The sequence below is a fragment of the Stenotrophomonas sp. Steno-C18 genome, assembly GCF_056393195.1.
The window spans coordinates 306,134-326,446 of sequence record NZ_JBWJOX010000001.1; the positions used below are offsets into that span (position 1 = coordinate 306,134).

18 protein-coding genes are annotated in these 20,313 nt (G+C 65.9%); 3 read left to right on the forward strand and 15 right to left on the reverse strand.

Going from position 1 to position 20,313, the window contains the following annotated elements:
- Window positions 1-57 precede the first annotated feature (57 nt).
- The 9 genes from AC06FE_RS01445 to ndk all read right to left on the reverse strand — a co-directional run bounded on the left by AC06FE_RS01445 (window position 58) and on the right by ndk (window position 9,892).
- On the reverse strand, window positions 58-1,893 hold the full coding sequence (locus AC06FE_RS01445) for a monovalent cation:proton antiporter-2 (CPA2) family protein (RefSeq protein WP_478072050.1): 1,836 nt from the start codon (window positions 1,891-1,893) through the stop codon (window positions 58-60).
- Window positions 1,894-1,983: 90 nt separating this feature from the next.
- Window positions 1,984-3,123 (reverse strand): molybdopterin-synthase adenylyltransferase MoeB, encoded by a 1,140-nt coding sequence (gene moeB, locus AC06FE_RS01450; RefSeq protein WP_478072051.1) that lies wholly within the window; start codon window positions 3,121-3,123, stop codon window positions 1,984-1,986.
- A 168-nt stretch (window positions 3,124-3,291) separates the two neighbouring features.
- Complete coding sequence (der, locus tag AC06FE_RS01455) at window positions 3,292-4,692, reverse strand: ribosome biogenesis GTPase Der (RefSeq protein ID WP_132862839.1); 1,401 nt, start codon at window positions 4,690-4,692, stop codon at window positions 3,292-3,294.
- Window positions 4,693-4,704: 12 nt separating this feature from the next.
- On the reverse strand, window positions 4,705-5,901 hold the full coding sequence (bamB, locus tag AC06FE_RS01460) for an outer membrane protein assembly factor BamB (RefSeq protein ID WP_478072052.1): 1,197 nt from the start codon (window positions 5,899-5,901) through the stop codon (window positions 4,705-4,707).
- Window positions 5,901-6,542 (reverse strand): YfgM family protein, encoded by a 642-nt coding sequence (locus AC06FE_RS01465; RefSeq protein ID WP_478072053.1) that lies wholly within the window; start codon window positions 6,540-6,542, stop codon window positions 5,901-5,903. Before AC06FE_RS01465 ends, bamB begins: the two co-directional genes overlap by 1 nt.
- Window positions 6,543-6,597: 55 nt before the next feature.
- On the reverse strand, window positions 6,598-7,446 hold the full coding sequence (locus tag AC06FE_RS01470; RefSeq protein WP_478072054.1) for a helix-turn-helix domain-containing protein: 849 nt from the start codon (window positions 7,444-7,446) through the stop codon (window positions 6,598-6,600).
- A 6-nt stretch (window positions 7,447-7,452) separates the two neighbouring features.
- Window positions 7,453-8,253 carry a type IV pilus biogenesis/stability protein PilW gene (gene pilW, locus AC06FE_RS01475; RefSeq protein WP_192288120.1) on the reverse strand — a complete coding sequence of 267 codons (801 nt, stop codon included), beginning with the start codon at window positions 8,251-8,253 and terminating at the stop codon, window positions 7,453-7,455.
- Window positions 8,240-9,445 carry a dual-specificity RNA methyltransferase RlmN gene (gene rlmN / locus AC06FE_RS01480; RefSeq protein WP_313251232.1) on the reverse strand — a complete coding sequence of 402 codons (1,206 nt, stop codon included), beginning with the start codon at window positions 9,443-9,445 and terminating at the stop codon, window positions 8,240-8,242. Before rlmN ends, pilW begins: the two co-directional genes overlap by 14 nt.
- 21 nt (window positions 9,446-9,466) lie before the next feature.
- Window positions 9,467-9,892: a nucleoside-diphosphate kinase gene (ndk, locus tag AC06FE_RS01485; RefSeq protein WP_108749396.1), complete on the reverse strand. Its 426-nt coding sequence runs from the start codon at window positions 9,890-9,892 to the stop codon at window positions 9,467-9,469.
- A 213-nt stretch (window positions 9,893-10,105) separates the two neighbouring features.
- Here ndk and AC06FE_RS01490 point away from each other — a divergent pair, with 213 nt between their 5' ends.
- The 3 genes from AC06FE_RS01490 (at window position 10,106) to AC06FE_RS01500 (ending at window position 14,451) form a co-directional block, all read left to right on the forward strand.
- Window positions 10,106-10,756: a TetR/AcrR family transcriptional regulator gene (locus tag AC06FE_RS01490; protein ID WP_132862833.1), complete on the forward strand. Its 651-nt coding sequence runs from the start codon at window positions 10,106-10,108 to the stop codon at window positions 10,754-10,756.
- Window positions 10,757-10,790: 34 nt separating this feature from the next.
- Window positions 10,791-13,163, forward strand: coding sequence for a 3-hydroxyacyl-CoA dehydrogenase/enoyl-CoA hydratase family protein (locus AC06FE_RS01495; protein ID WP_478072055.1), 2,373 nt, complete (start codon window positions 10,791-10,793; stop codon window positions 13,161-13,163).
- A gap of 79 nt (window positions 13,164-13,242) precedes the next feature.
- Complete coding sequence (locus AC06FE_RS01500) at window positions 13,243-14,451, forward strand: acetyl-CoA C-acyltransferase (RefSeq protein WP_478072056.1); 1,209 nt, start codon at window positions 13,243-13,245, stop codon at window positions 14,449-14,451.
- A 182-nt stretch (window positions 14,452-14,633) separates the two neighbouring features.
- Here AC06FE_RS01500 and galU read toward each other — a convergent pair whose 3' ends face one another.
- The 6 genes from galU to AC06FE_RS01530 form a co-directional block, all read right to left on the reverse strand.
- A complete protein-coding gene (gene galU, locus AC06FE_RS01505; RefSeq protein WP_192288116.1) occupies window positions 14,634-15,512 on the reverse strand; it encodes a UTP--glucose-1-phosphate uridylyltransferase GalU in 879 nt (292 codons plus the stop codon).
- Window positions 15,512-17,425, reverse strand: coding sequence for a polysaccharide biosynthesis protein (locus AC06FE_RS01510; RefSeq protein ID WP_478072057.1), 1,914 nt, complete (start codon window positions 17,423-17,425; stop codon window positions 15,512-15,514). The genes galU and AC06FE_RS01510 overlap by 1 nt, the downstream gene beginning before the upstream one ends.
- Window positions 17,426-18,406, reverse strand: coding sequence for an MraY family glycosyltransferase (locus AC06FE_RS01515; RefSeq protein ID WP_478072058.1), 981 nt, complete (start codon window positions 18,404-18,406; stop codon window positions 17,426-17,428).
- A gap of 9 nt (window positions 18,407-18,415) precedes the next feature.
- On the reverse strand, window positions 18,416-19,594 hold the full coding sequence (lapB, locus tag AC06FE_RS01520) for a lipopolysaccharide assembly protein LapB (RefSeq protein ID WP_132862828.1): 1,179 nt from the start codon (window positions 19,592-19,594) through the stop codon (window positions 18,416-18,418).
- Window positions 19,595-19,600: 6 nt separating this feature from the next.
- On the reverse strand, window positions 19,601-19,903 hold the full coding sequence (locus tag AC06FE_RS01525; RefSeq protein WP_132862827.1) for a lipopolysaccharide assembly protein LapA domain-containing protein: 303 nt from the start codon (window positions 19,901-19,903) through the stop codon (window positions 19,601-19,603).
- Window positions 19,904-19,980: 77 nt separating this feature from the next.
- Complete coding sequence (locus tag AC06FE_RS01530) at window positions 19,981-20,286, reverse strand: integration host factor subunit beta (RefSeq protein ID WP_132866053.1); 306 nt, start codon at window positions 20,284-20,286, stop codon at window positions 19,981-19,983.
- Window positions 20,287-20,313: the final 27 nt, after the last annotated feature.

Consider the following 20,313-nt stretch of genomic DNA (forward strand, 5'->3'; position numbering starts at 1 on the left):
AGCGTATTGTCCCCGATTACGGCAGGCGCGACACCTCGCCTGCGCCACTCCACGCCATTACCGGGCCGCATCGCCCTCCTGCCCTGCCCCGGCCACCGCGTCGGGATTGAGCGTGCGCGATTCCCGGCGCGGCGGCGTGAACGGCGTGGGCTTGGGCCCGGCCGTGTTGCCGTACAGCAGGCCAACGCCGGCCCCGACGCCGCCGGCCATCTCCAGCTCGAAGCGCTCGGCATCGCGGCGGCGAATTTCCTGGGCCACCAGGTCCGCCTCGAACTCCTCCACGCCCAGCTGCAGCAGCGCCGCCCGGCCAAACTCCACCGCCGATTCGAAGGTCTCGCGGATCTGGAAGTCCACGCCGGCGTGGATCAGCGACAACGAGTGCTCGCGGTCGTACGAGCGCACCAGCAGCTTGGCCTGTGGGAACTCATGCGTGGCCAGCTCGACGATGCGGTCGGCCGCGCCGCGGTCGTCCACGCATACCGCGATCGCCGCGGCGGTCTCGGCGCCGGACGCGCGCAGCACGTCCAGCCGGGTGCCATCGCCGTAGTAGACCTTGAAGCCGAAGTCGGCGGCGCTGCGGATCATCTCGATGTCGTTGTCGATGATGGTCACGTCCACGTCGCGCGCCAGCAGCGACTGGCTCGACACCTGCCCGAAGCGGCCGAAGCCGATCACCAGTACGGCACCGCTCAGCCCGTCGGCGGCCTCCACCCCATCGGTGGACACCTCCGCCTCCTTCACCAGGTGGCGATACACCAGCATGCACAGCGGCGTGAGGGCCATCGACAGCACCACCACTGCCGTCAGGTTGGCGTTGATCGGTGCATCGATCACGCCCGCGCTCGCGGCGGCGGCGAACAGCACGAAGGCGAACTCACCGCCCTGCGCCATCAGTACGCCACGGTCCAGCGCCTGCCGGTGGTCACTGCCCATCACCCGCGCCACCGCATAGATGCACAGCGCCTTGGCCGCCATCATCGCCGGCACCAGCAGCGCGATCAGCTTCCAGTTCGCCGCCACCACCGACAGGTCCAGGGCCATGCCCACGCTGAGGAAGAACAGGCCCAGCAGGATGCCGCGGAACGGCTCGATGTCGGCCTCGATCTGGTGGCGGAAGGTGGATTCGGACAGCAGCACGCCGGCCAGGAAGGCGCCCATCGCCATCGACAGCCCGCCCAGTTGCATCAGCAGGGCCGACCCCAGCACCACCAGCAGCGCGGCGGCCGTCATCACTTCCCGCGCCTTGGCCTCGGCCAGGATGCGGAACAACGGATTGAGCAGGTAGCGGCCCACGACTACCAGCCCGACGATGGCACCGGCACCGATGGCCACCCCCACCCAGCGCGAACCTTCATGCGCGCCGGCCTGCGTCGGCGCCATCCAGGCCACCAGCGCCAGCAGCGGCACGATCAGCAGGTCCTCGAACAGCAGGATCGAGACGATCTTCTGCCCCGAGGGCAGGGTCAGGTCACCGCGTTCGGCCAGCAACTGCATCACCACCGCCGTCGAGGTCAGCACGAAGCCGGCCGCGGCGATGAAGGCGATCTGCGGCCGGTAGCCGAACAGCATGGCCACGCCGGTCAACACCGCCGCGCAGGTCACGATCTGCGCCGTGCCCAGGCCGAAGATCTCCTTGCGCAAGCTCCACAGGTGCGAGGGCCGCATCTCCAGCCCGATCACGAACAGGAACATCACCACGCCCAGTTCGGCCACGTGCAGGATCGATTGCGGGTCTGAGAACCAGCCGAAACCGAACGGGCCGATCGCCAGGCCGGCCACGAAGTAGCCAAGCACCGACCCCAGCCCCAGCCGCCGGAACAGCGGGACCACCACCACGGCGGCACCCAGCAGGGCGACGACCTTCACAAGTTCCGTCGAGGACTCGGCTGACATGTTGCTACTCCCAATCTGGAGGGCACACGATAAAGCACACCCTGTGCAAGCCGGATGCAGCGGCGCACGCGCCTGGCGGTCGCTGCGTAGTCAGCCTTGGTGCGAGCAGAAGGCCGCGTAGTCGATGTAGCCCGGGAACGGCACGCCGGGCGCGCACACCGGGCAATCCGGGTCGGCGCTGACGCGGCTCTCGCGGAAGCGCATCTGCAGCGCATCGAAGCGCAACAGGCGCCCGACCAGCGGCTCACCCACACCCAGCAGCAGCTTGAGCACCTCGGTGGCCTGCATCACCCCGGCCAGCCCCGGCAGCACGCCCAGCACCCCGGCTTCGGAACAGTTCGGCGCGAACTCCGGCGGTGGTGGCTCCGGGAACAGGCAGCGATAGCACGGCGCCACGCCGCGCTGGCGCCCGGCATCGAACACGCTCACCTGCCCGTCGAAACGCTCGATGGCGGCATACACCAGCGGCTTGGCGTGCTTGATGCAGGCGTCATTGAGCAGATAGCGCAGCGGAAAATTGTCCGAACCATCCAGCACCACATCGACGTCCTGCAACAGCGCATCGACGTTGTCCGAGCTCACCCGCGCCTGCACGGCCTCGATGTCGACATGCGGATTCAGGGCCAGCAACCGCTCGCGCGCGGAGAGCACCTTGGCCACGCCCACCGCCGCCTCGGCATGGACGATCTGCCGCTGCAGGTTGCTGCGCTCGACCACGTCGTGGTCCACGATGCGCAGGTGCCCCACCCCGGCCGCGGCCAGGTAGAAGCTGGCCGGCGCTCCCAGCCCGCCGGCGCCCAGCACCAGCACCCGCGCCTGCTGCAGGCGCCGCTGGCCCGCCTCGCCTACCTGCGGCAGCAGCAGGTGACGTGAATAGCGGTCGTAGAAGTCGCGGTCCGCCGCGTCCATCTGCGGCTGTACCAGTGGCAGCCCGGCCGTCCGCCAAGCCACCGTGCCGCCAGCGACCGAGGCCACGGCCGTATAGCCGAGCGCCCCCAGCACCGATGCCGCATCGGCCGAGCGCCTGCCGCTCTGGCAGATCAGCACGATCTCCCGATCAAGCGCCGGCAGGTGGGTGCCCGGCGCAGCCAACAGTTCGTCCTTGGCAACGCCCAGGGCCCCCTCCGCCATCCCGCCGGCGCGCTCGTGCGCCTGGCGCACATCCATCAACAACGCGCCCTGCCGCTGCCGCTCACGGGCCTGTTCCGGGGTCAATTCACGAATGCTCATCCACTGATTATCGGCCAACAACCCCCGCAGGAGCGGCCTCGGCCGCAAAGCCAGCGCCCCGCGGACCGCAAGACCTGCACCACACGGGAGAATCCTTGCCTCGCGCCCAAGGATGCTCCCAGGGGGCCCTGAACGCGGAAGGCGACCTTCCGGTCGCCTTCCGATGCATCACTTCTTGCCTTTCACGTGCTTCATCAAGCGCCGCTTGGCCTTGATCTGCCGCTCGGTCAGTACGTTCTTCTTGCCTTCGTACGGGTTGGCGCCTTCACGGAACAGGAACGTCACCGGCGTACCCACCAGCTTGAAACGCTTGCGGAAGAAGTTTTCCAGGTAGCGCTTGTACGAATCCGGCAGCTCCTTCAGGCGCGTGCCATGCACGATGAAGGTCGGCGGGTTGGTGCCGCCCGGGTGCACGTAGCGCAGCTTGGAGACATGGCCGCGGATGCTCGGCGGCGGATTGGTCTCGTAGGCGATTTCCAGCGCCTTGTTGACCTCGCTGGTGCTGAACTCATGCGTGGCCGAGGCATGCGCGCGGTGCACCGCGCGGAACAGCTCGCGCAGGCCCGAGCCGTGCTTGGCCGAGATCCGGACCACTTCCGCCCACGGCACGAAGCCCAGCTTCAGCGACACCAGCGTTTCGGCCTGCTCGCGCTGGTAGTCGGTCAGCCCGTCCCACTTGTTGATCGCGATCACCAGCGCACGGCCGGCATCGAGCACCGCACCCAGCACGCTGGCGTCCTGGTCGGTCACGCCTTCGCTGGCATCGAGCATCAGCACCGCGACCTGGGCCTGTTCGATGGCGCGCAGCGTCTTGACCACGCTGAACTTCTCGACCACCTCCTCCACGCGCGCCTTGCGGCGCAGGCCGGCGGTGTCGATCAGGCGGTACAACTGGCCGTCGCGCTCCATGTCCACCGAGATCGAGTCACGGGTGGTGCCGGGCACTTCGGAGGCAATCATGCGCTCCTCGCCCAGCAGGCGATTGACCAACGTCGACTTGCCCACGTTCGGGCGCCCGCAGAAGGCAATGCGGATGCGGTTCGGGTCGTTGTCCAGCACCTCGGTCGTGCCTTCCTCGGGCAGACGTTCGATGATTTCCTCGACCAGGTCATCGATGCCCTGACGGTGCGCGGCCGAGATCATCAGCATCTCGCCGAACCCGTAGCGGGCAAACTCCGAACGCACGGCATGCTCGTCCGTGCCGTCGATCTTGTTGATCAACAGCAGCGTGGGCCGCGCAAGCTTGCGCAGCCACGACAGGATCTCGTCATCCAGCGCGGAGGTGCCATCACGGGCATCGACCACGAACACGATCAGATCCGCCTCACCGGCGGCGGCACGGGCCTGGCGCGCGGTGGCGCCGGCCAGCCCTTCCTCTTCACCGGCGATACCACCGGTATCGACGATCAGGAAGGGATTGTCCTCGTCCAAGCGGCAGACGCCGTAGTTGCGATCGCGGGTCACCCCGGGCTGGTCGTGGACCAGCGCATCGCGCGTACGGGTCAGCGCATTGAAAATGGTGGACTTGCCGACGTTCGGCCGTCCTACCAGGGCGACCAAAGGCAGCATCGCGTTTACTCCTTATTGGGCCAACCGGAATGCGGTCAGCTTTCCATCAACGTTCTGCACCAGCAGGATGCCGTCGGCGACGACCGGCTGCGCCAGGAGGGCGTCACCGCCACTCTTCGCGCGCGCGGCCAGCTCACCGTCACTCAGCCGCAACCAATGCACGTATCCCTTGTAGTCCCCCACCACGGCGTAGTCGCCCTGGATGGCGGCACCGGTGACCGAGCGACGCGCCAGCGCCTGCTGCGACCACATGGCCGAACCGGAATTCTTGTCCAGGCCGTAAACCGTACCCTTGCCGTCGGTCACCACCACGTTGCCCGACGAAATCGCCACGCCGCCAGCGCCACCATGGTCACGCGACCACAGCGGACGGCCGGTCGGGCCTTCGATCGCCATGGTCTCGTTCTTGAAGCTGGTGACGTACAGCGTATTACCTTCCAGCACCGGTGCGCCGTCCACGTCGGCCATGCGCTCCAGCTCGGTGCGGCCTTCCGGCGTACCGACCATCTGTTCCCACAGCGGGCGACCGTCCTGCATGGCCAGCGCGCTCAGGGTGCCATCGTCGTTGCCGATGAACAGCACGCCCGGGCCGGTCACCACCGGCGCATTGCCGCGCACGGTCAGCGTCGGCAGTTCCTGCGAATTGAACCAGCGCTGCTCGCCGGTGGCGACGTCGAGGGCGGTGGTACGGCCATCGTTGCTGCGCACGAACACCAGGCCCTGCGCGACGGCCGGCGCGGTGATCACTTCGCCCGGCACCTTGGCCTTCCACTTCTCGCTGCCATTGGCCGCATCCAGGGCAATCACCTGCCCGTCCAGCGTGCCGATCACGACCAGGCCGTCACCCGCGCCCGGACCACCGGAAAGACGCAGCTTGGGCTGCTTCTTTTCCTTGGCCGGGACGTACTTCCAGATCTCCTTGCCGGTCTGCAGGTCCAGCGCATGCACGCCGCCTTCCACCGCCGCGGCATAGACGCGACCATCGTGCACCAGCGGCGCCTGACGCACGCCGATGCGGCCCTCGCCCTTGCCCACGCCGGTCGACCAGATGCGGTCGACCCGTACGCTCGGTTCGAACTTGACCAGCTCGGCCGGTTCCAGCGCCTTCTTGGCCGCCGCGTCCTTGCCCGCGAACCAGCCCTTGACGGTCGAGCAACCGGTCAGGGTCATCGCGACCAGCACCACGCCTGCAACATACTTGAGCTTCATCAGATCTTCTCCGCCGCAGGATCGGCCACCGTGCCGCCGGCATCCATCAACTTGGTTTCCAGCAGGCGGCGCTGCGGTGCAGCCACGTCAAGCTTGGCCAATGCCTTGGTGTAGAGGTCACGCGCTTCATCACGCTTGTCCTGCGCGACCTGGGCGTCACCGCGGATCTCCAGGCTGGCGCTGTCCTCGGCGTTGCCGATCAGGGTCAGCGCCTCGCCGGCCTTGCCGGTCTCGATCAGCAATCGCGCGATGCGCTGGTCGATCAGCGTCTTGAACTCGCCTTCGGTCTTGAGCGCGCGCAGCGTCTTGATCGCGTCGTCGTTCTTGCCCGCCTCGACCTGGGCCTTGGCCAGCTCCAGCGACGCCAGGTCGGCGTAGATGCCGGCCTTGCCGCCTTCCAGCGCAGCGACTTCCTTGGCCGCCTCGTCCAACTTGCTGGACTGCAGGCTGCGGGTCACCGCCTCATAGCGGACGTTGGCTTCAGCCAGCTTGCCGACCTGGTCCTTCTGCCACCATTGCCAGCCGGCGATGGCGCCGATGCCGAGTACCACTCCGCCGAAGATTCCGGCGCCATTATTGCGCAGCCACGTGCGGACACGTTCGCTTTGTTCGTGCTCGTCGAGCAGGTCGTCAATCGCCATGCGTACTCTCGCCCACCCTGCCGGGGAGCCTTGTTGTATTGATCGGCGCCTTGCCTCAGGGTGAAACCGGCGCCACGGAACCGTCAGAGGATACCGTAAAGCGGGCGACATTACCGCGCTTGTAGGGCGTCAAATCGACGCTCCCGGCCGCCTGCTGGACCTCAACCTCGGCCGCATTGCCGAGCACCATGTGCCCGACCTGGCCGGCGTTGAAGCTACGGGTTTCACCAGCGCGGACCAGGGCCTTCTCGACCGTGGCACCGTCCGGTGCGGAAATGTTGACCCAACTGTCGCCCTTGAAGTTCAACGTCAGCGCCGAGGCCGCCGCGGCGGGCCGGGCAATGGGCGCCATCGAGGCCAGATACGGGCCTTCCTGCCGTGCCGCGGACGGCACCGGCGCGGCAGCCGGCGACGCGGCGGCGCTCGCCGGGTCAACGGCAACCGTCGTGGCGGCGGGCGGCACCACGTCCAGCGACGCGGTGCTGGGCGGCGCGCTGCGGGTGGTACTGCTGACCACGTACCAGATCGGCACGGCCAGCACGGCGGTGATGACCACATAGACCGCGCGGCGGCCCAGGTTCTCGGCCATCCGCTTCATCGGCGGGGTATGGGTATGGCTGACCAGCTTGGGCGGCTCGACCGGCGCGATCCGCGCCTGCTCCAGCAACTGCCCCAGGTCCACCTTCAGCAGGCGCGCATAGCTGCGCAGCTGGCCACGGACGAACACCGGCGCCCCCAGGCGATCCCACTGCTCGGACTCCAGCGCGGACACAACCTGAATGGGCATTTTCAACTGACTGGCAACCGCTTCGAGCGACAACCCGGCACCCTCGCGCGCCTTGCGGAGCCGCTCACCACATCCCACCGCACTTTCGAAAGCGCTTACATCCGGATCATTGATCACAATGCATCAGCCCTGGGATTTCGAGGCCGCGTCCGAAGGGAACTCTTCGCGCAACCGCTGTTGGAATCGACCGACGGCACTCCTGTCGCCCAGCCGCTCTTCAATCTGAATGGCAAGTTGTAACACGGAAACCGTGGCCGGCGCAGCCGCCAAACGCCGCTGGTAGAAGGCCCGGGCCTCGAAATAGCGCCCATGGAGGACCTCGTTGCGCGCCATCGATTCCAGCGCGTAGGCGTTGTTCGGCGCCGACGCCAGCGCCTGGCGGAGGTTGTCCTCGGCGCGCTCGTTCTGGCCGGCATCGAGCGCACAGCCACCGGCGTTGGCCAGCGCCTCGGCCCGGGAGCCGTAGTTGGCATCGGCCAAGGCACGGTCAAACCAGACCAGCGCTTCGGCCGGATGCCCATGTGAGCACAGCCAGACGCCGTAGTTGTTCAGCTCCGCGCCCTGGGTCGGCGCCAGCTCGGCGGCCTTGCGGTACAGCGCGCCGGCCTCCTCGTCCTGGCCGCGCTGCGAGGCCACCAACGCCTGCGCTGTGAAGGCTTCCGGGCGCGAGGCGTCCAGCTTCTGGGCGGAGCGGGCGAACTTCTGGGCATCCTCCAGATCACCGCGACCGAAGCGATCGCCGGCCACGCCCAGCAGCTCGTCGTACTTCATCCGCTTGCGGGTCTGCGCGTCATCGCGCACCTCGTACACCGGCGCGACCGGCTTGTACCCCTTGATCTTGCCGATCCGCGCATTGCGCTCGCCGCAGCCGGCCAGCAGCAGCGCCACGACCGCCAGCAGGAGCAGCCGGTCAGGCCCGCGCATCCCCGTTTTCCTGTGCTTCCAGCAGACGGTTGAATTCGGCCTGGCGGCGGGTGCGGTCCATCACCTGGCCCTTGAGCTGGCCGCAGGCCGCGTCGATGTCGTCACCGCGGGTACGGCGCACCATCGTCAGCACCTGCGCGTCGAGCAGGATTTTCTGGAAGGCACGGATCTGCTCCTCGTCCGAACGCTCGTAGCGGGTACCGGGGAACGGATTGAACGGGATCAGGTTGACCTTGCCCGAATCCTTGGCCTGCACAGCGTTGTCGAACTGGCGCATCAAGCGCGCCAGCTGGCGGGCGTGCTCGGGCTGGTCGTTGATGCCCTTCATCAGGGTGTATTCGAAGGTCACCGAATCGCGCTTCTTGTTGCCGCGCAGGTAGCGCGCGCACGACGCCATCAACTCGGCGATCGGGTATTTCTTGTTCAGCGGCACCAGCGTTTCGCGCAGCTCATCATTGGGCGCGTGCAGCGACACGGCCAGCGATACATCACTCTCGACCGACAGGCGATCGATCTGCGGCACCAGGCCGGAGGTGGACAAGGTCACGCGCTTGTTGGCCAGGCCGTAGCCCAGGTCATCGCGCATGATGCTCATGGCGCGCACGACGTTGTCGAAGTTCATCAGCGGCTCGCCCATGCCCATCATCACCACATTGGTGAGACGGCGCATCTGGTGCGGCACGTTGCCCAGGTGGCGGGCGGCCACCCATACCTGGCCGATGATCTCGGCGGTGGTCAGGTTGCGGTTGAAGCCCTGGGTGGCGGTCGAGCAGAAGGTGCAGTTCAGGCCGCAACCGACCTGCGAGGACACGCACAGCGTGCCGCGGGTCTTGTCCGGGATGTAGACGGTCTCGATGGCGTTCTTGCCATCCACGCCCATCGCCAGCAGCCACTTGTGGGTGCCGTCGGCGGAGGGCTTGTCGAACACGACATTGGGGACGACGACCTCGGCATGGGCATGCAGCTTGGCGCGCAGCGCCTTGCCGAGGTCGGTCATCTGGTCGAAATCGGTGACGTAGCGGTGGTGGATCCACTTCATCACCTGGTGGGCACGGAACTTCTGTTCGCCGAGGGTTTCGACGAAGAATTTCTCCAGGCCCGCGCGATCAAGGTCGAGCAGGTTCTGCTTGCCAGCGGTCGGCGCCGTTTTCGGCAGCGGCTGGATGGCGGGTGTCTGTACGACCTCGTTCACGGCTTCAACCTTCTTTACTGCTTAGCGCGAAACCACTTCGGTGGCGGCGAAGAAGTAGGCCACTTCAATGGCGGCGTTCTCGACCGAATCCGAACCGTGGGCGGCGTTGGCGTCGATCGAATCAGCGAAATCGGCGCGGATGGTGCCCGGGGCAGCGTCCTTCGGGTTGGTGGCGCCCAGCAGGTCGCGGTGCGCCAGCACGGCGTTCTCGCCTTCCAGGGCCTGGATCATCACCGGGCCGGAGATCATGAACTCGACCAGGGCGTTGAAGAACGGACGCTCGCGGTGCACGGCGTAGAAGCCTTCGGCTTCACGGCGCGAGAGCTGCTTGTACTTGGCGGCCACGACCTTCAGGCCGGCCTTTTCGAAGCGGGCGTAGATCTCGCCGATCACGTTCTTGGCAACGGCGTCGGGCTTGATGATGGAAAGGGTGCGCTCCAGCGCCATGGGAATTCTCCGGTTGTTCAGGGCCGGTCGGCCCGAGGGTACATGAAAAAAACCCGCGTGCGGACGCGGGCTTAGCCTGAATTGCGGTGGCTAATTCTACCGGGTGCCCCGGCCCTTTGCACAGCGCCACGTGAATGATGTTGCGTCGCAGCATGACCAAGGCGCCCGGCCGGGCGTAGGATCCAAACAATCGTTTGATTGATTGTGACCGCCATGGGCAAACCTGCCAGCTTCTCCACCAAGGACCGCATCCTCGGCGCGGCCGAGGAACTGTTCGCCCAGCACGGCTTCGCCGGCACCTCGCTGCGCCAGGTCACCAGTCACGCGGACGTAAACATCGCGGCGGTCAATTACCACTTCGGGTCCAAGGAAAACCTGGTCAATGAAGTGTTCCGCCGCCGCATGGACGAGATGACCGCCGCCCGCCTGGGCCAGCTGGAGCAGGCCCGCAGCAGCCAGCCCGGCGACCTGCGCGCGGTGCTGGCAGCCTTCGTCGAGCCGGCGCTGGCGTTGGCCCAGGACCGCCAGAGCGGCGGCGCCTTCGTCCGCGTGATCGCCCGCGCCTACGCCGAGAAGAACGACAACCTGCGCAAGTTCCTGTCCGACCACTACGGCCACGTGCTGCGCGAGTTCGGCAAGGCCATCGGCGCCTGCGTGCCTGGCCTGAGCAAGGAAGAGCTGTACTGGCGCCTGGACTTCCTGGCCGGCGCGCTCACCTACGCCATGGCCGATTTCGGCCTGATCAAGCGCCCGCACAACATCAGCGAGGCCGCCCACCGCAGCAAGGCCGCGCAGGAACTGATCCATTTCGCTGAAGCCGGTTTCCGTGCAAGCGCACGTACGCCGGATTCGTCCCTTACCTGATCCACCCGTCATCGCAGACCAAAGGTTTATCGATATGTCCAATTCCCTGCTTGTCCGCCGCGCCGCCGTCCTGGGCGCAGGCGTCATGGGTGCGCAGATCGCCGCCCACCTGACCAATGCCGGCGTCGACACCGTCCTGTTCGACCTGGCTGCCAAGGAAGGTCCGGCCGACGGCATCGTGCTCAAGGCCATCGCCAACCTGGGCAAGTTGAGCCCGGCACCGCTGGCATCCAAGTCGCTGGCCGAAGCCATCACCCCGGCCAACTACGACTCGGGCCTGGAGCAGCTGCGCGACTGCGACCTGATCATCGAGGCCATCGCTGAACGGATGGACTGGAAGCAGGACCTGTACAAGAAGATCGCCCCGTTCGTGAACGAGCACGCGGTGCTGGCCTCCAACACCTCCGGCCTGGGCATCAACAAGCTGGCCGACGTGCTGCCGGAAGAACTGCGCCACCGCTTCAGCGGCGTGCACTTCTTCAACCCGCCGCGCTACATGCACCTGGCCGAGCTGATCCCGGCCAAGACCACCGACAAGTCGGTGCTGGAAGGCCTGGAAACCTTCCTGACCACCAACCTGGGCAAGGGCGTGGTGTACGCCAAGGACACCCCGAACTTCATCGGCAACCGCATCGGCGTGTTCTCGATCCTGTCCACCATCCACCACACCCAGCAGTTCGGGCTGGGCTTCGACGAAGTGGACGGCCTGACCGGCCCGCTGGTCGGCCGCCCGAAGTCGGCGACCTATCGCACCTCCGACGTGGTCGGTTTGGACACCATGGCGCATGTCATCAAGACCATGGGCGACACCCTGCCCGACGACCCGTGGCACAAGTACTTCGCCGCGCCGGCATGGCTGGGCGCGCTGATCGGCAAGGGGGCACTGGGCCAGAAGACCGGCGCTGGCATCTTCCGCAAGGTCGGCAAGGACATCCTGGTCATCGACCTTGAAAAGCAGGACTACCGTCCGGCCGACCGCGCTGCCGCGCCGGAAGTGGTCGAGATCCTGAAGATCAAGAACCCGGCCGAGAAGTTCGCCAAGCTGCGCGAGAGCCAGCACCCGCATGCCCAGTTCCTGTGGGCGACTTTCCGCGACCTGTTCCATTACAGCGCCTACCACCTGGCCGACATCGCCGAAACCGCGCGCGACGTGGACCTGGCCATCCGCTGGGGCTACGGCTGGTCGCTGGGCCCGTTCGAGACCTGGCAGGCCGCCGGCTGGAAGCAAGTGGCGCAGTGGATCGCCGAGGACATCGCCGCCGGCAAGAGCATGAGCAATGCCCCGTTGCCGGCTTGGGTGCTGGACGGCCGCGACGGCGTGCATGCCGCCGAAGGCAGCTACAGCCCGTCGCAGAATGCACTGGTGCCGCGCTCGTCGCTGCCGGTGTACCAGCGCCAGCGCTTCCCCGATGCGCTGCTCGGCGAGAAGTTCGCCCCGGGCGAGACCGTGTTCGAGAACGACGGCATCCGCCTGTGGACCGACGGTGACGGCATCGGCGTCATCAGCTTCAAGACCAAGATGAACACCGTCTCCGACCAGGTGCTGGACGGCATCCAGCACGCCATCGGCCTGTCCGAGAAGCAGTTCAAGGGCGTGGTGATCTGGCAGAACAAGGAGCCCTTCTCCGCCGGCGCCGACCTGTCCGGTGCGCTTGGCGCACTGCAGGCCGGCAAGATCGCCGAGTTCGAGGCGATGGTCGCCAACTTCCAGCGCACCAGCCAGCGCATCAAGTACGCCACCGTGCCGGTGGTGACCGCGGTGCGCGGCCTGGCCCTGGGCGGCGGTTGCGAGTTCCAGATGCATGCGGCCAAATCGGTCGCCGCGCTGGAAAGCTACATCGGCCTGGTCGAGGCCGGCGTCGGCCTGCTGCCGGCCGGTGGCGGCCTGAAGGAAATCGCCGTGCGCGCCTCGCAGGCCGCCGGTGCCGACGGCGACGTGTTCGCCGAGCTGAAGAAGACCTTCGAAACCGTTGCGATGGCCAAGGTCTCCAACTCCGCGGTCAACGCCAAGGAGCTGGGCCTGATGCGCGGCACCGACAAGGTCGTGTTCAACAGCTTCGAGCTGCTGCACATCGCCAAGGCCGAGGTCACTGCACTGGCCGAGGGCGGCTACCGTCCGCCGCTGCCGGCGCGCCGCATCCGCGTCGCCGGCGACGTGGGCATCGCCACCTTCAAGATGATGCTGGTCAACATGCTCGAAGGCCGCTTCATCAGCCCCTACGACTATGAGATCGCCGAGCGCATCGCCACCGTGCTGTGCGGCGGCAAGGTCGACCGCAACACGCTGGTGGACGAAGAGTGGCTGCTCACCCTGGAGCGCAAGCATTTCGTCGAACTGGCCCAGCAGGAAAAGACCCAGGCCCGCATCGCGCACATGCTCAAAACCGGCAAGCCGCTGCGGAACTGAGTGAGCGTGCTTCAGGCGCGACGCCACGGCGTCGCCCTCGCCCGCCCTCACGCTCACACCTATTGAAGAGATCACTGCAATGACCAAGCAAATCCAGGACGCCTACATCGTCGCCGCCACCCGTACCCCGGTTGGCAAGGCGCCCAAGGGCATGTTCCGCAACACCCGTCCGGACGACATGCTCGCCCACGTGCTCAAGAGCGTGGTCGCCCAGGCCCCGGGCGTGGACGTCAACCGCATCGACGACGCCATCATCGGCTGCGCCATGCCCGAAGCCGAGCAAGGCATGAACGTGGCGCGCATCGGCGTGCTGCTGGCCGGTCTGCCCAACACCATCGCCGCGCAGACGGTGAACCGCTTCTGTTCGTCCGGCCTGCAGGCCGTGGCCATGGCTGCCGACCAGATCCGCCTGGGCAACAGCGACCTGATGCTGGCCGGCGGCACCGAGTCGATGTCGATGGTGCCGATGATGGGCAACAAGATCGCCATGGCGCCGAGCGTGTTCGACAACGACCACACCGCCATTGCCTACGGCATGGGCATCACCGCCGAGAAGGTCGCCGAGGAATGGAAGGTCTCGCGCGAAGACCAGGATGCCTTCGCCCTGGCCTCGCACCAGAAGGCCATCGCCGCGATCCAGAACGGCGAGTTCAAGGACGAGATCAGCCCCTACGAGATCATCTCGCACCTGCCTGATCTGGCCGATAGCAAGCGCATCATCACCCGCACCAAGCTCGCCGACACCGACGAAGGCCCGCGCCTTGATTCCTCGGCAGAAGGCCTGGCCAAGCTGCGTCCGGTGTTCCGCAACGGCCAGTTCGGCGGCTCGGTCACCGCCGGCAATTCCTCGCAGATGAGCGACGGTGCCGGTGCGGTGCTGCTGGCCTCCGAGCAGGCCATCAAGGATTACGGCCTGACCCCGCTGGCCCGCTTCGTCAGCTTCTCCGTCGCCGGCGTGCGCCCGGAAGTGATGGGCATCGGCCCGATCGCCGCGATCCCGAAGGCGCTCAAGCAGGCCGGCCTGAGCCAGGACCAGTTGGACTGGATCGAGCTCAACGAAGCCTTCGCCGCACAGTCGCTGGCGGTCATCCGCGACTGCGGCCTGGACCCGAGCAAGGTCAACCCGCTGGGCGGCGCCATCGCCCTGGGCCACCCGCTGGGTGCCACCGGCGCGATCCGTACCGCGACCATCCTGCACGGCCTGCGTCGCCGCCAGCAGAAGTACGGCATGGTCACCATGTGCATCGGTACCGGCATGGGTGCTGCCGGCATCTTCGAGTCGCTGTAATCCCACGCGCCGGATGACGCCGAAAGGGCGGCCCGCGGGCCGCCCTTTTTTTTGTGCGCATCGACGTGATGCCCTGAAACCGACGCCCTGATGCTTCGCGTGATGCAGAAAGCAGGAAGGGCAGCCAGTGGCTGCCCTTCTGCCCGTCAACCTTGAAGGTCGACGTCCTGCAGGCGCGGAGCTTACTCGGCCAACATCTTCTGCATGACTTCGCGCGCAGGGCCGGCCAGCTTCGGGTTCTCCAGCGCGAAACGGACCGTGGCCTCGACCAGCCCCAGATGCGTGCCGCAGTCGAAGCGGGTGCCTTCAAACCGATAGGCATCCACCTGCTCGCTGGTGAGCAACTGCGCGATCGCATCAGTCAACTGGATCTCCCCGCCCGCTCCGGTCCCGGTGGACTCGAGCAGTTCGAAGATCTTCGGGCTCAGCACGTAGCGGCCGACCACGGCCAAGTCGCTGGGCGCGTCCTCCGGCCTGGGCTTCTCGACGATCTGGGTGATATGCCCCTTGCGCCCGTCGAACTTGTCAGTGGCGACGATGCCGTAGCTGCCAGTCTTCTCGTGGGGCACGTCCTCCACCGCGATGACGCTGGCCCCCGATGCCTCATTGAGATCGGCCATCTGCTTGAGTGCGCCGTCGCCACGATTCCAGATCAGGTCGTCCGGCAACAGGACTGCGAACGGCTCATCTCCGACGATCGGCTTGGCACACAGCACCGCGTGCCCCAGGCCCAACGCCTCGGTCTGGGTCACGAACACCGCGCGCACGCCCTTGGGCAGTACATGGCGGATCTGCTCCAACTGCTCGGTCTTGCCCGCGCGCTCGAGCTTCTGCTCCAGCTCGTAAGCCTTGTCGAAATAATCGGCCACCGCATGCTTGTAGCGGTTGGTGATGAAGATCAGCGTATCGCAACCGGCCTCGATGGCTTCATCCACCGCGTACTGGATCAACGGACGATCAATGATCGGCAGCATCTCCTTCGGCACGGTCTTGGTCGCAGGCAGGAAGCGCGTCCCCAGGCCCGCCACGGGAAACACCGCCTTCTTGATACGAACACTCATCAATGAATCCTTCCAGCTTCTTTGGTGGGGAACGGCACGACCTTGGCCGAGGTGCTGTGCATTCCCGGCTCCTCGATCGGCTTGAACTCGGGAATGGTGGTGGTCAGGATCTGCTGCATTGCCTCGAGATCATAGGAAGCAATGGCCTTGCGCAGCGCCGCCACGTTGCCAAGCACCAGGTCAGGCGAGAACTCACGCACGCCGGCCTCCATCACCTTGGGATGAACGGTCGGCTGGCAGTTTTCATCGTGGTAGAACAGGCTCTCGTGCAGCTTCTCACCGGCACGCAGGCCCGTGTAGACAATAGCGATGTCCGCGCCGGGCACCTTGCCGGCCAGCCGGATCATCTGCTCGGCCAGGTCACGGATCAACACCGGCTCGCCCATATCCAGCATGTAGATGGCGCCACGCGAGGACGAGGCGGCCGCCTGCAGGATCAGCAGGCAGGCTTCCGGGATCGTCATGAAGTAGCGGCTGACGTCCGGATGGGTGACCGTCACCGGCCCCCCCTTGCGGATCTGCTCACGGAAGAACGGCACCACGCTACCGACCGAACCGAGCACGTTGCCAAAGCGGACGGTGACGAAGCGGGTCGATGGCGCGCGCTTGTTCAGGCTCTGGCAGATCATTTCGGCGTAGCGCTTGCTCGCGCCGAGGGCGTTGACCGGATCCACCGCCTTGTCGGTGGAGATCAACACGAAATTCTCGATTCCGGCTTCCGCACAGGCCGAAGCCACGCACTCGGTTGCCAGTGTGTTGTTGCGCACCGCCTCGCGCAGCTGATCCTCGAGCAACGGCACCTGCTTGTAGGCGGCCGCATGAAACACGGTATCGGGACGGAAGGTACGCAAGGCATGGCGGATCACGGCCGGATCGCCACAATCGCCCAACACCCCCTGCACATCCAGGTCCGGGAAATTGCGCCGCAGCTCGGCCTGGATGTTGATCATCAGCAGTTCGCTGATTTCCAGCACGACGACACGGGTAACACCGTGCCGTGCGCACTGCCGGCACAGCTCCGAACCAATCGAACCACCGCCACCGGTCACCAGCACCGTGCGTCCCCGCAGCCAACCGCGGATCAGCTCCCAGTCGGGCAGGATCGGCTTGCGGCCCAGCAGGTCCTCGATGGCCACTTCCTTGAGTTCACCAGGAAGCGAGCTGCCCTCCAGAATATCGTTCAACCGCGGCACGGTCCGGAACGGCAACCCGGTCCGCTCGCACAAGCCCACGATGCGCTGCATGCCGGCGGCATCGATGGTTGGAATGGCAATCACGAGCAGTTTGCTGCTGGTCTCCCGGGCAACCGAGACCAGATCGTCGATCTTGCCCAAGATCGGCACACCATGCAGCTTCGCCCCTTTCAGATGACTGGAATCATCCACCAAGCCAACGGGCTCATAGTCGCCTGAGCGACGCAGGTCCTTGATCAGCCCTTCTGCCGCCTGCCCCGCACCGATGACCAGCACGCGACGTGCCCGCGCATCCGAATGCACGGACTGGTAGTCCTTCCAGGCCCGGTACAGCAACCGCGGCGTGCCCAGCAGCGCTGAAAGCGCAAACGGATAGACCACCAATACGGAGATCGGAATACCGTGAAGCCGTCGGTAGGTGAACAGCACAACGATGGCCAGCAGGCCAATGAAGCTCGCCTTGAAGATATTGATCAGGTCGGCAACGCTGGCGAAACGCCACAGGCCTTGATAAAGGCCGACCTTCCAGAACGCGATTCCCTGTATCGCCACCACGGCCAGCACGTCCAGCGAGAACAGCGGCTGGTCAGGCGCGTTGTCCAGCATCGCGTAGCGCGCGGCAAACAGCAGCTGCCACCCCAGCCAGACCATGACCAGATCGTGGAGCATCACCGCATAGCGCAGACCACTACCGGGGAATCGATCATGCCAGGATGCCATTCAGTCGTCGTCCTTATTGAAAAGCCCGATGCGCAGGAAACCCCAGGCGGCTGCAAGCGCAGCCCCCCAGCCCAATCCCCCTGCCCATCCCCAACCTAGGGGAAGGCTTGAAAAGAATACCGTAAATGCCACTCCCGACAGCGTAAGACTGGCGTACATGACCGTGACAATGGCGTGACTTCGGCCACGTTTCACGAACCGCTGATACAGATGCTGGGTGTGTGGCTGCATCCAGCGCTCGCCTTTGAGTATCCGCGCCAACAAGGTGAACCCCGCATCAACAAGGAACACCGACGGCAATACCAGCCACAGCGGCGGGGCCAGCACTGTCGTGCACATGCCCAGTGCCAGCAATCCGGCAACGAGGTAGCCCAGCGCGCCACTGCCCACATCCCCCATGAAGATCCGGGCACGCGGGAAGTTGAACGGGAGAAACCCCAGGCAACCGGCCGCCAACACTGCGCCCGCGATTCCCTGGGGCCAGGGCAGGATCACTGCCACCCCGATGCCGACCAGCGCCGCCTGACTGGCGGCCAAGCCGTTGATGCCATCCATGAAGTTCCAGATGTTGATCAGCGACACCGCGAGGAAGGCACAGAACGCCGCCTTCAACGGGTCGCCGGTCGCCACCAGCACCACCCCGCCCAGCATCAGCGATGCAAGCAGGTGAACACCCAACCGTGGTAGCGCGGGAAGTGGCCGATGGTCGTCCCACCAGCCGATTCCCGCCACCAACAGCAGCCCCGCCGCGAAGACCAACAGCGCGAACGCGTAAGCGGGGTACAGGAAAGCCAGAACGGAACAGGCAAACACCTGCGACGCAACGATCCCGACCCCGCCACCGCGTGGCGTGGTGACCTGGTGGCTGCGCCGCTCGCCGGGAAGATCGACCAATCGACGACGGATCGCGTAGTGGATGGCCAGCCAGGTCACCCATGCCGCCAGCGCCAGCGTCGCCAGCGGCAGAAGTACGAACGGCATCGGCACGGTTCAGAGCACCGCGAAGTTCAGCAGCGGCTTGACCGTGCCCCACTCCTTGCAGCTCGGGCATTGCCAGTGGTGCGTCCTGGCACCGAAGCCACAACGCGTGCAGCGATAGGCCGGATTGCGGACCAGCAACTGGTCGGTGATGTGCTTGAGGTCCTGCAGCGTGGCAACCGGGTCAGCGCCCTCGGCCAAGGTCAGGTCGATCAGCGCCGACTCACCGCGCACCGAAGGACGATCCTTCAGCTGTCGCCCCAGATAGGCGCGTGCAGGCGCAGTGCCTTCCTGCTCCTCCATCAGGCGGGTCAGCGCCAGCACCGGCGCAATGCCCCGGTAGTGCTCGGTCATTTCGGCCAGGAACGCACGCGCGCCAGCCAGATCACCGACATTCCGGTAGTTCTTCAACAGCTGCGGCAGGATCTCCGGCAGGTAGTCCGGGTCATTGCGTGCCGCACGCTCGAACGCACGCACCGCGGCTTCGTCATTGCCGAAGTCGCTCTCCAGGCGGCCCTCGATGATGCCGGCACGCACGCTCATCGCATCCGCCGCATTGGCGCGGTTGATCGCCGCGCGCGCATCCTCCAGACGGCCCGCGGCGCGATAGCGTTCGGCCAGCTCGCATTCGAACTGCCCGATCAGCTTGCCCATCGGTTCGTCGGTGACCTGCTCGTAACGGGTGGCGTTCTCGATCGCCTTTTCCCAGTCGCGCTCGGCCTGGTAGATGCTGATCAGGTGCTTGAGCGCCTGCGGCGCACGCTGGTCCAGCTTGGCCAGGTCGGTGAACACGGTTTCGGCGCGGTCAAGCAAACCGGACTTCATGTAGTCCTCGCCCAAGGCAAGCAATGCCTGCACACGTTGCGCATCACTCAGGTCATTGCGGTTGACCAGGCCCTGATGCAGGCGGATGGCGCGATCGACTTCGCCGCGGCGGCGGAACAGATGCCCCAGCGCCACCTGCGTCTCGAAGGTTTCCTTGTCCAGCTCGGCGATGTGCAGGAACAGCTCGATGGCCTTGTCCGGCTGCTCGTTGAGCAGGTAATTCAAGCCGCGGAAATAGGTACTGGAAAGCCGGCTGACCTGGTTCTCGCTATGCCGTTGCCCCCCACGGCGGCCCACGACCCAGCCGCTGAGCGCGGCAAGCGGCAGGAACAGGAAGAACCAGAACCACTCACTGATGAATTCCATCTGCGATCAGCGCCCGTCGAAAGGAGAAGGGGATTGCGTCGTTTCGGCCGGTGCTGCCGCCGCGTTGGCTGCAGCCACCACTTTGTTGGCACGGCGCAGCTTGGCGTACATCGGCACGACCAGGCCTGCCATCACCATGCCGCCGCCCACCAGGGCGCCGAGCAACAGCGAGGCGATGATTGCCACCCCGGAGGTGGTCTTGAGCATCCAGAAGGCCAGGCTGATCTGGATGGGTTGCGAGTTGAGCGAACCAATCACCAGTCCTCCGACGAGGACGGCCAGCAGGAGCACTAAACGAAAAATCTTCATGGCGCCGTCTGCTCCGATAACAAGAGCCGGTAGCTTACCGAATCAGCGCATGAATTCGCAGCAGGAACCGGGCAGGCTCAGGCGGGATCGCTTTCCAGCGGGATGACGGAACTGACGCGCTCGCGCAATTCCTTGCCTGGCTTGAAGTGCGGCACGTGCTTGCCCGGCAATGCGACCGAGTCACCCGTCTTCGGGTTGCGACCCAGGCGCGGCGGGCGGTAATGCAGGGAAAAACTCCCGAAACCGCGGATCTCAATGCGATCCCCGGAGGACAACGAACCCCCCATCATTTCCAGCAAGGACTTCACCGCCAGATCGACATCATCGGCCTTCAGGTGCGCCTGGTGGCGCGCGAGGATTTCGATCAGTTCGGATTTGGTCATTGCGTACTCGCCAATGGCTGGTTCTCT

What these genes read in the sequence shown, in the direction of transcription:
- AC06FE_RS01445 (WP_478072050.1), bottom strand. Translation starts at nt 1,893, where the DNA reads ATGTCAGCCGAGTCCTCGACGGAACTTGTGAAGGTCGTCGCCCTGCTG.
- moeB (WP_478072051.1), bottom strand. Translation starts at nt 3,123, where the DNA reads ATGAGCATTCGTGAATTGACCCCGGAACAGGCCCGTGAGCGGCAGCGG.
- der (WP_132862839.1), bottom strand. Translation starts at nt 4,692, where the DNA reads ATGCTGCCTTTGGTCGCCCTGGTAGGACGGCCGAACGTCGGCAAGTCC.
- bamB (WP_478072052.1), bottom strand. Translation starts at nt 5,901, where the DNA reads ATGAAGCTCAAGTATGTTGCAGGCGTGGTGCTGGTCGCGATGACCCTG.
- AC06FE_RS01465 (WP_478072053.1), bottom strand. Translation starts at nt 6,542, where the DNA reads ATGGCGATTGACGACCTGCTCGACGAGCACGAACAAAGCGAACGTGTC.
- pilW (WP_192288120.1), bottom strand. Translation starts at nt 8,253, where the DNA reads ATGCGCGGGCCTGACCGGCTGCTCCTGCTGGCGGTCGTGGCGCTGCTG.
- ndk (WP_108749396.1), bottom strand. Translation starts at nt 9,892, where the DNA reads ATGGCGCTGGAGCGCACCCTTTCCATCATCAAGCCCGACGCCGTTGCC.
- AC06FE_RS01490 (WP_132862833.1), top strand. Translation starts at nt 10,106, where the DNA reads ATGGGCAAACCTGCCAGCTTCTCCACCAAGGACCGCATCCTCGGCGCG.
- AC06FE_RS01495 (WP_478072055.1), top strand. Translation starts at nt 10,791, where the DNA reads ATGTCCAATTCCCTGCTTGTCCGCCGCGCCGCCGTCCTGGGCGCAGGC.
- AC06FE_RS01500 (WP_478072056.1), top strand. Translation starts at nt 13,243, where the DNA reads ATGACCAAGCAAATCCAGGACGCCTACATCGTCGCCGCCACCCGTACC.
- galU (WP_192288116.1), bottom strand. Translation starts at nt 15,512, where the DNA reads ATGAGTGTTCGTATCAAGAAGGCGGTGTTTCCCGTGGCGGGCCTGGGG.
- AC06FE_RS01510 (WP_478072057.1), bottom strand. Translation starts at nt 17,425, where the DNA reads ATGGCATCCTGGCATGATCGATTCCCCGGTAGTGGTCTGCGCTATGCG.
- AC06FE_RS01515 (WP_478072058.1), bottom strand. Translation starts at nt 18,406, where the DNA reads ATGCCGTTCGTACTTCTGCCGCTGGCGACGCTGGCGCTGGCGGCATGG.
- lapB (WP_132862828.1), bottom strand. Translation starts at nt 19,594, where the DNA reads ATGGAATTCATCAGTGAGTGGTTCTGGTTCTTCCTGTTCCTGCCGCTT.
- AC06FE_RS01525 (WP_132862827.1), bottom strand. Translation starts at nt 19,903, where the DNA reads ATGAAGATTTTTCGTTTAGTGCTCCTGCTGGCCGTCCTCGTCGGAGGA.
- AC06FE_RS01530 (WP_132866053.1), bottom strand. Translation starts at nt 20,286, where the DNA reads ATGACCAAATCCGAACTGATCGAAATCCTCGCGCGCCACCAGGCGCAC.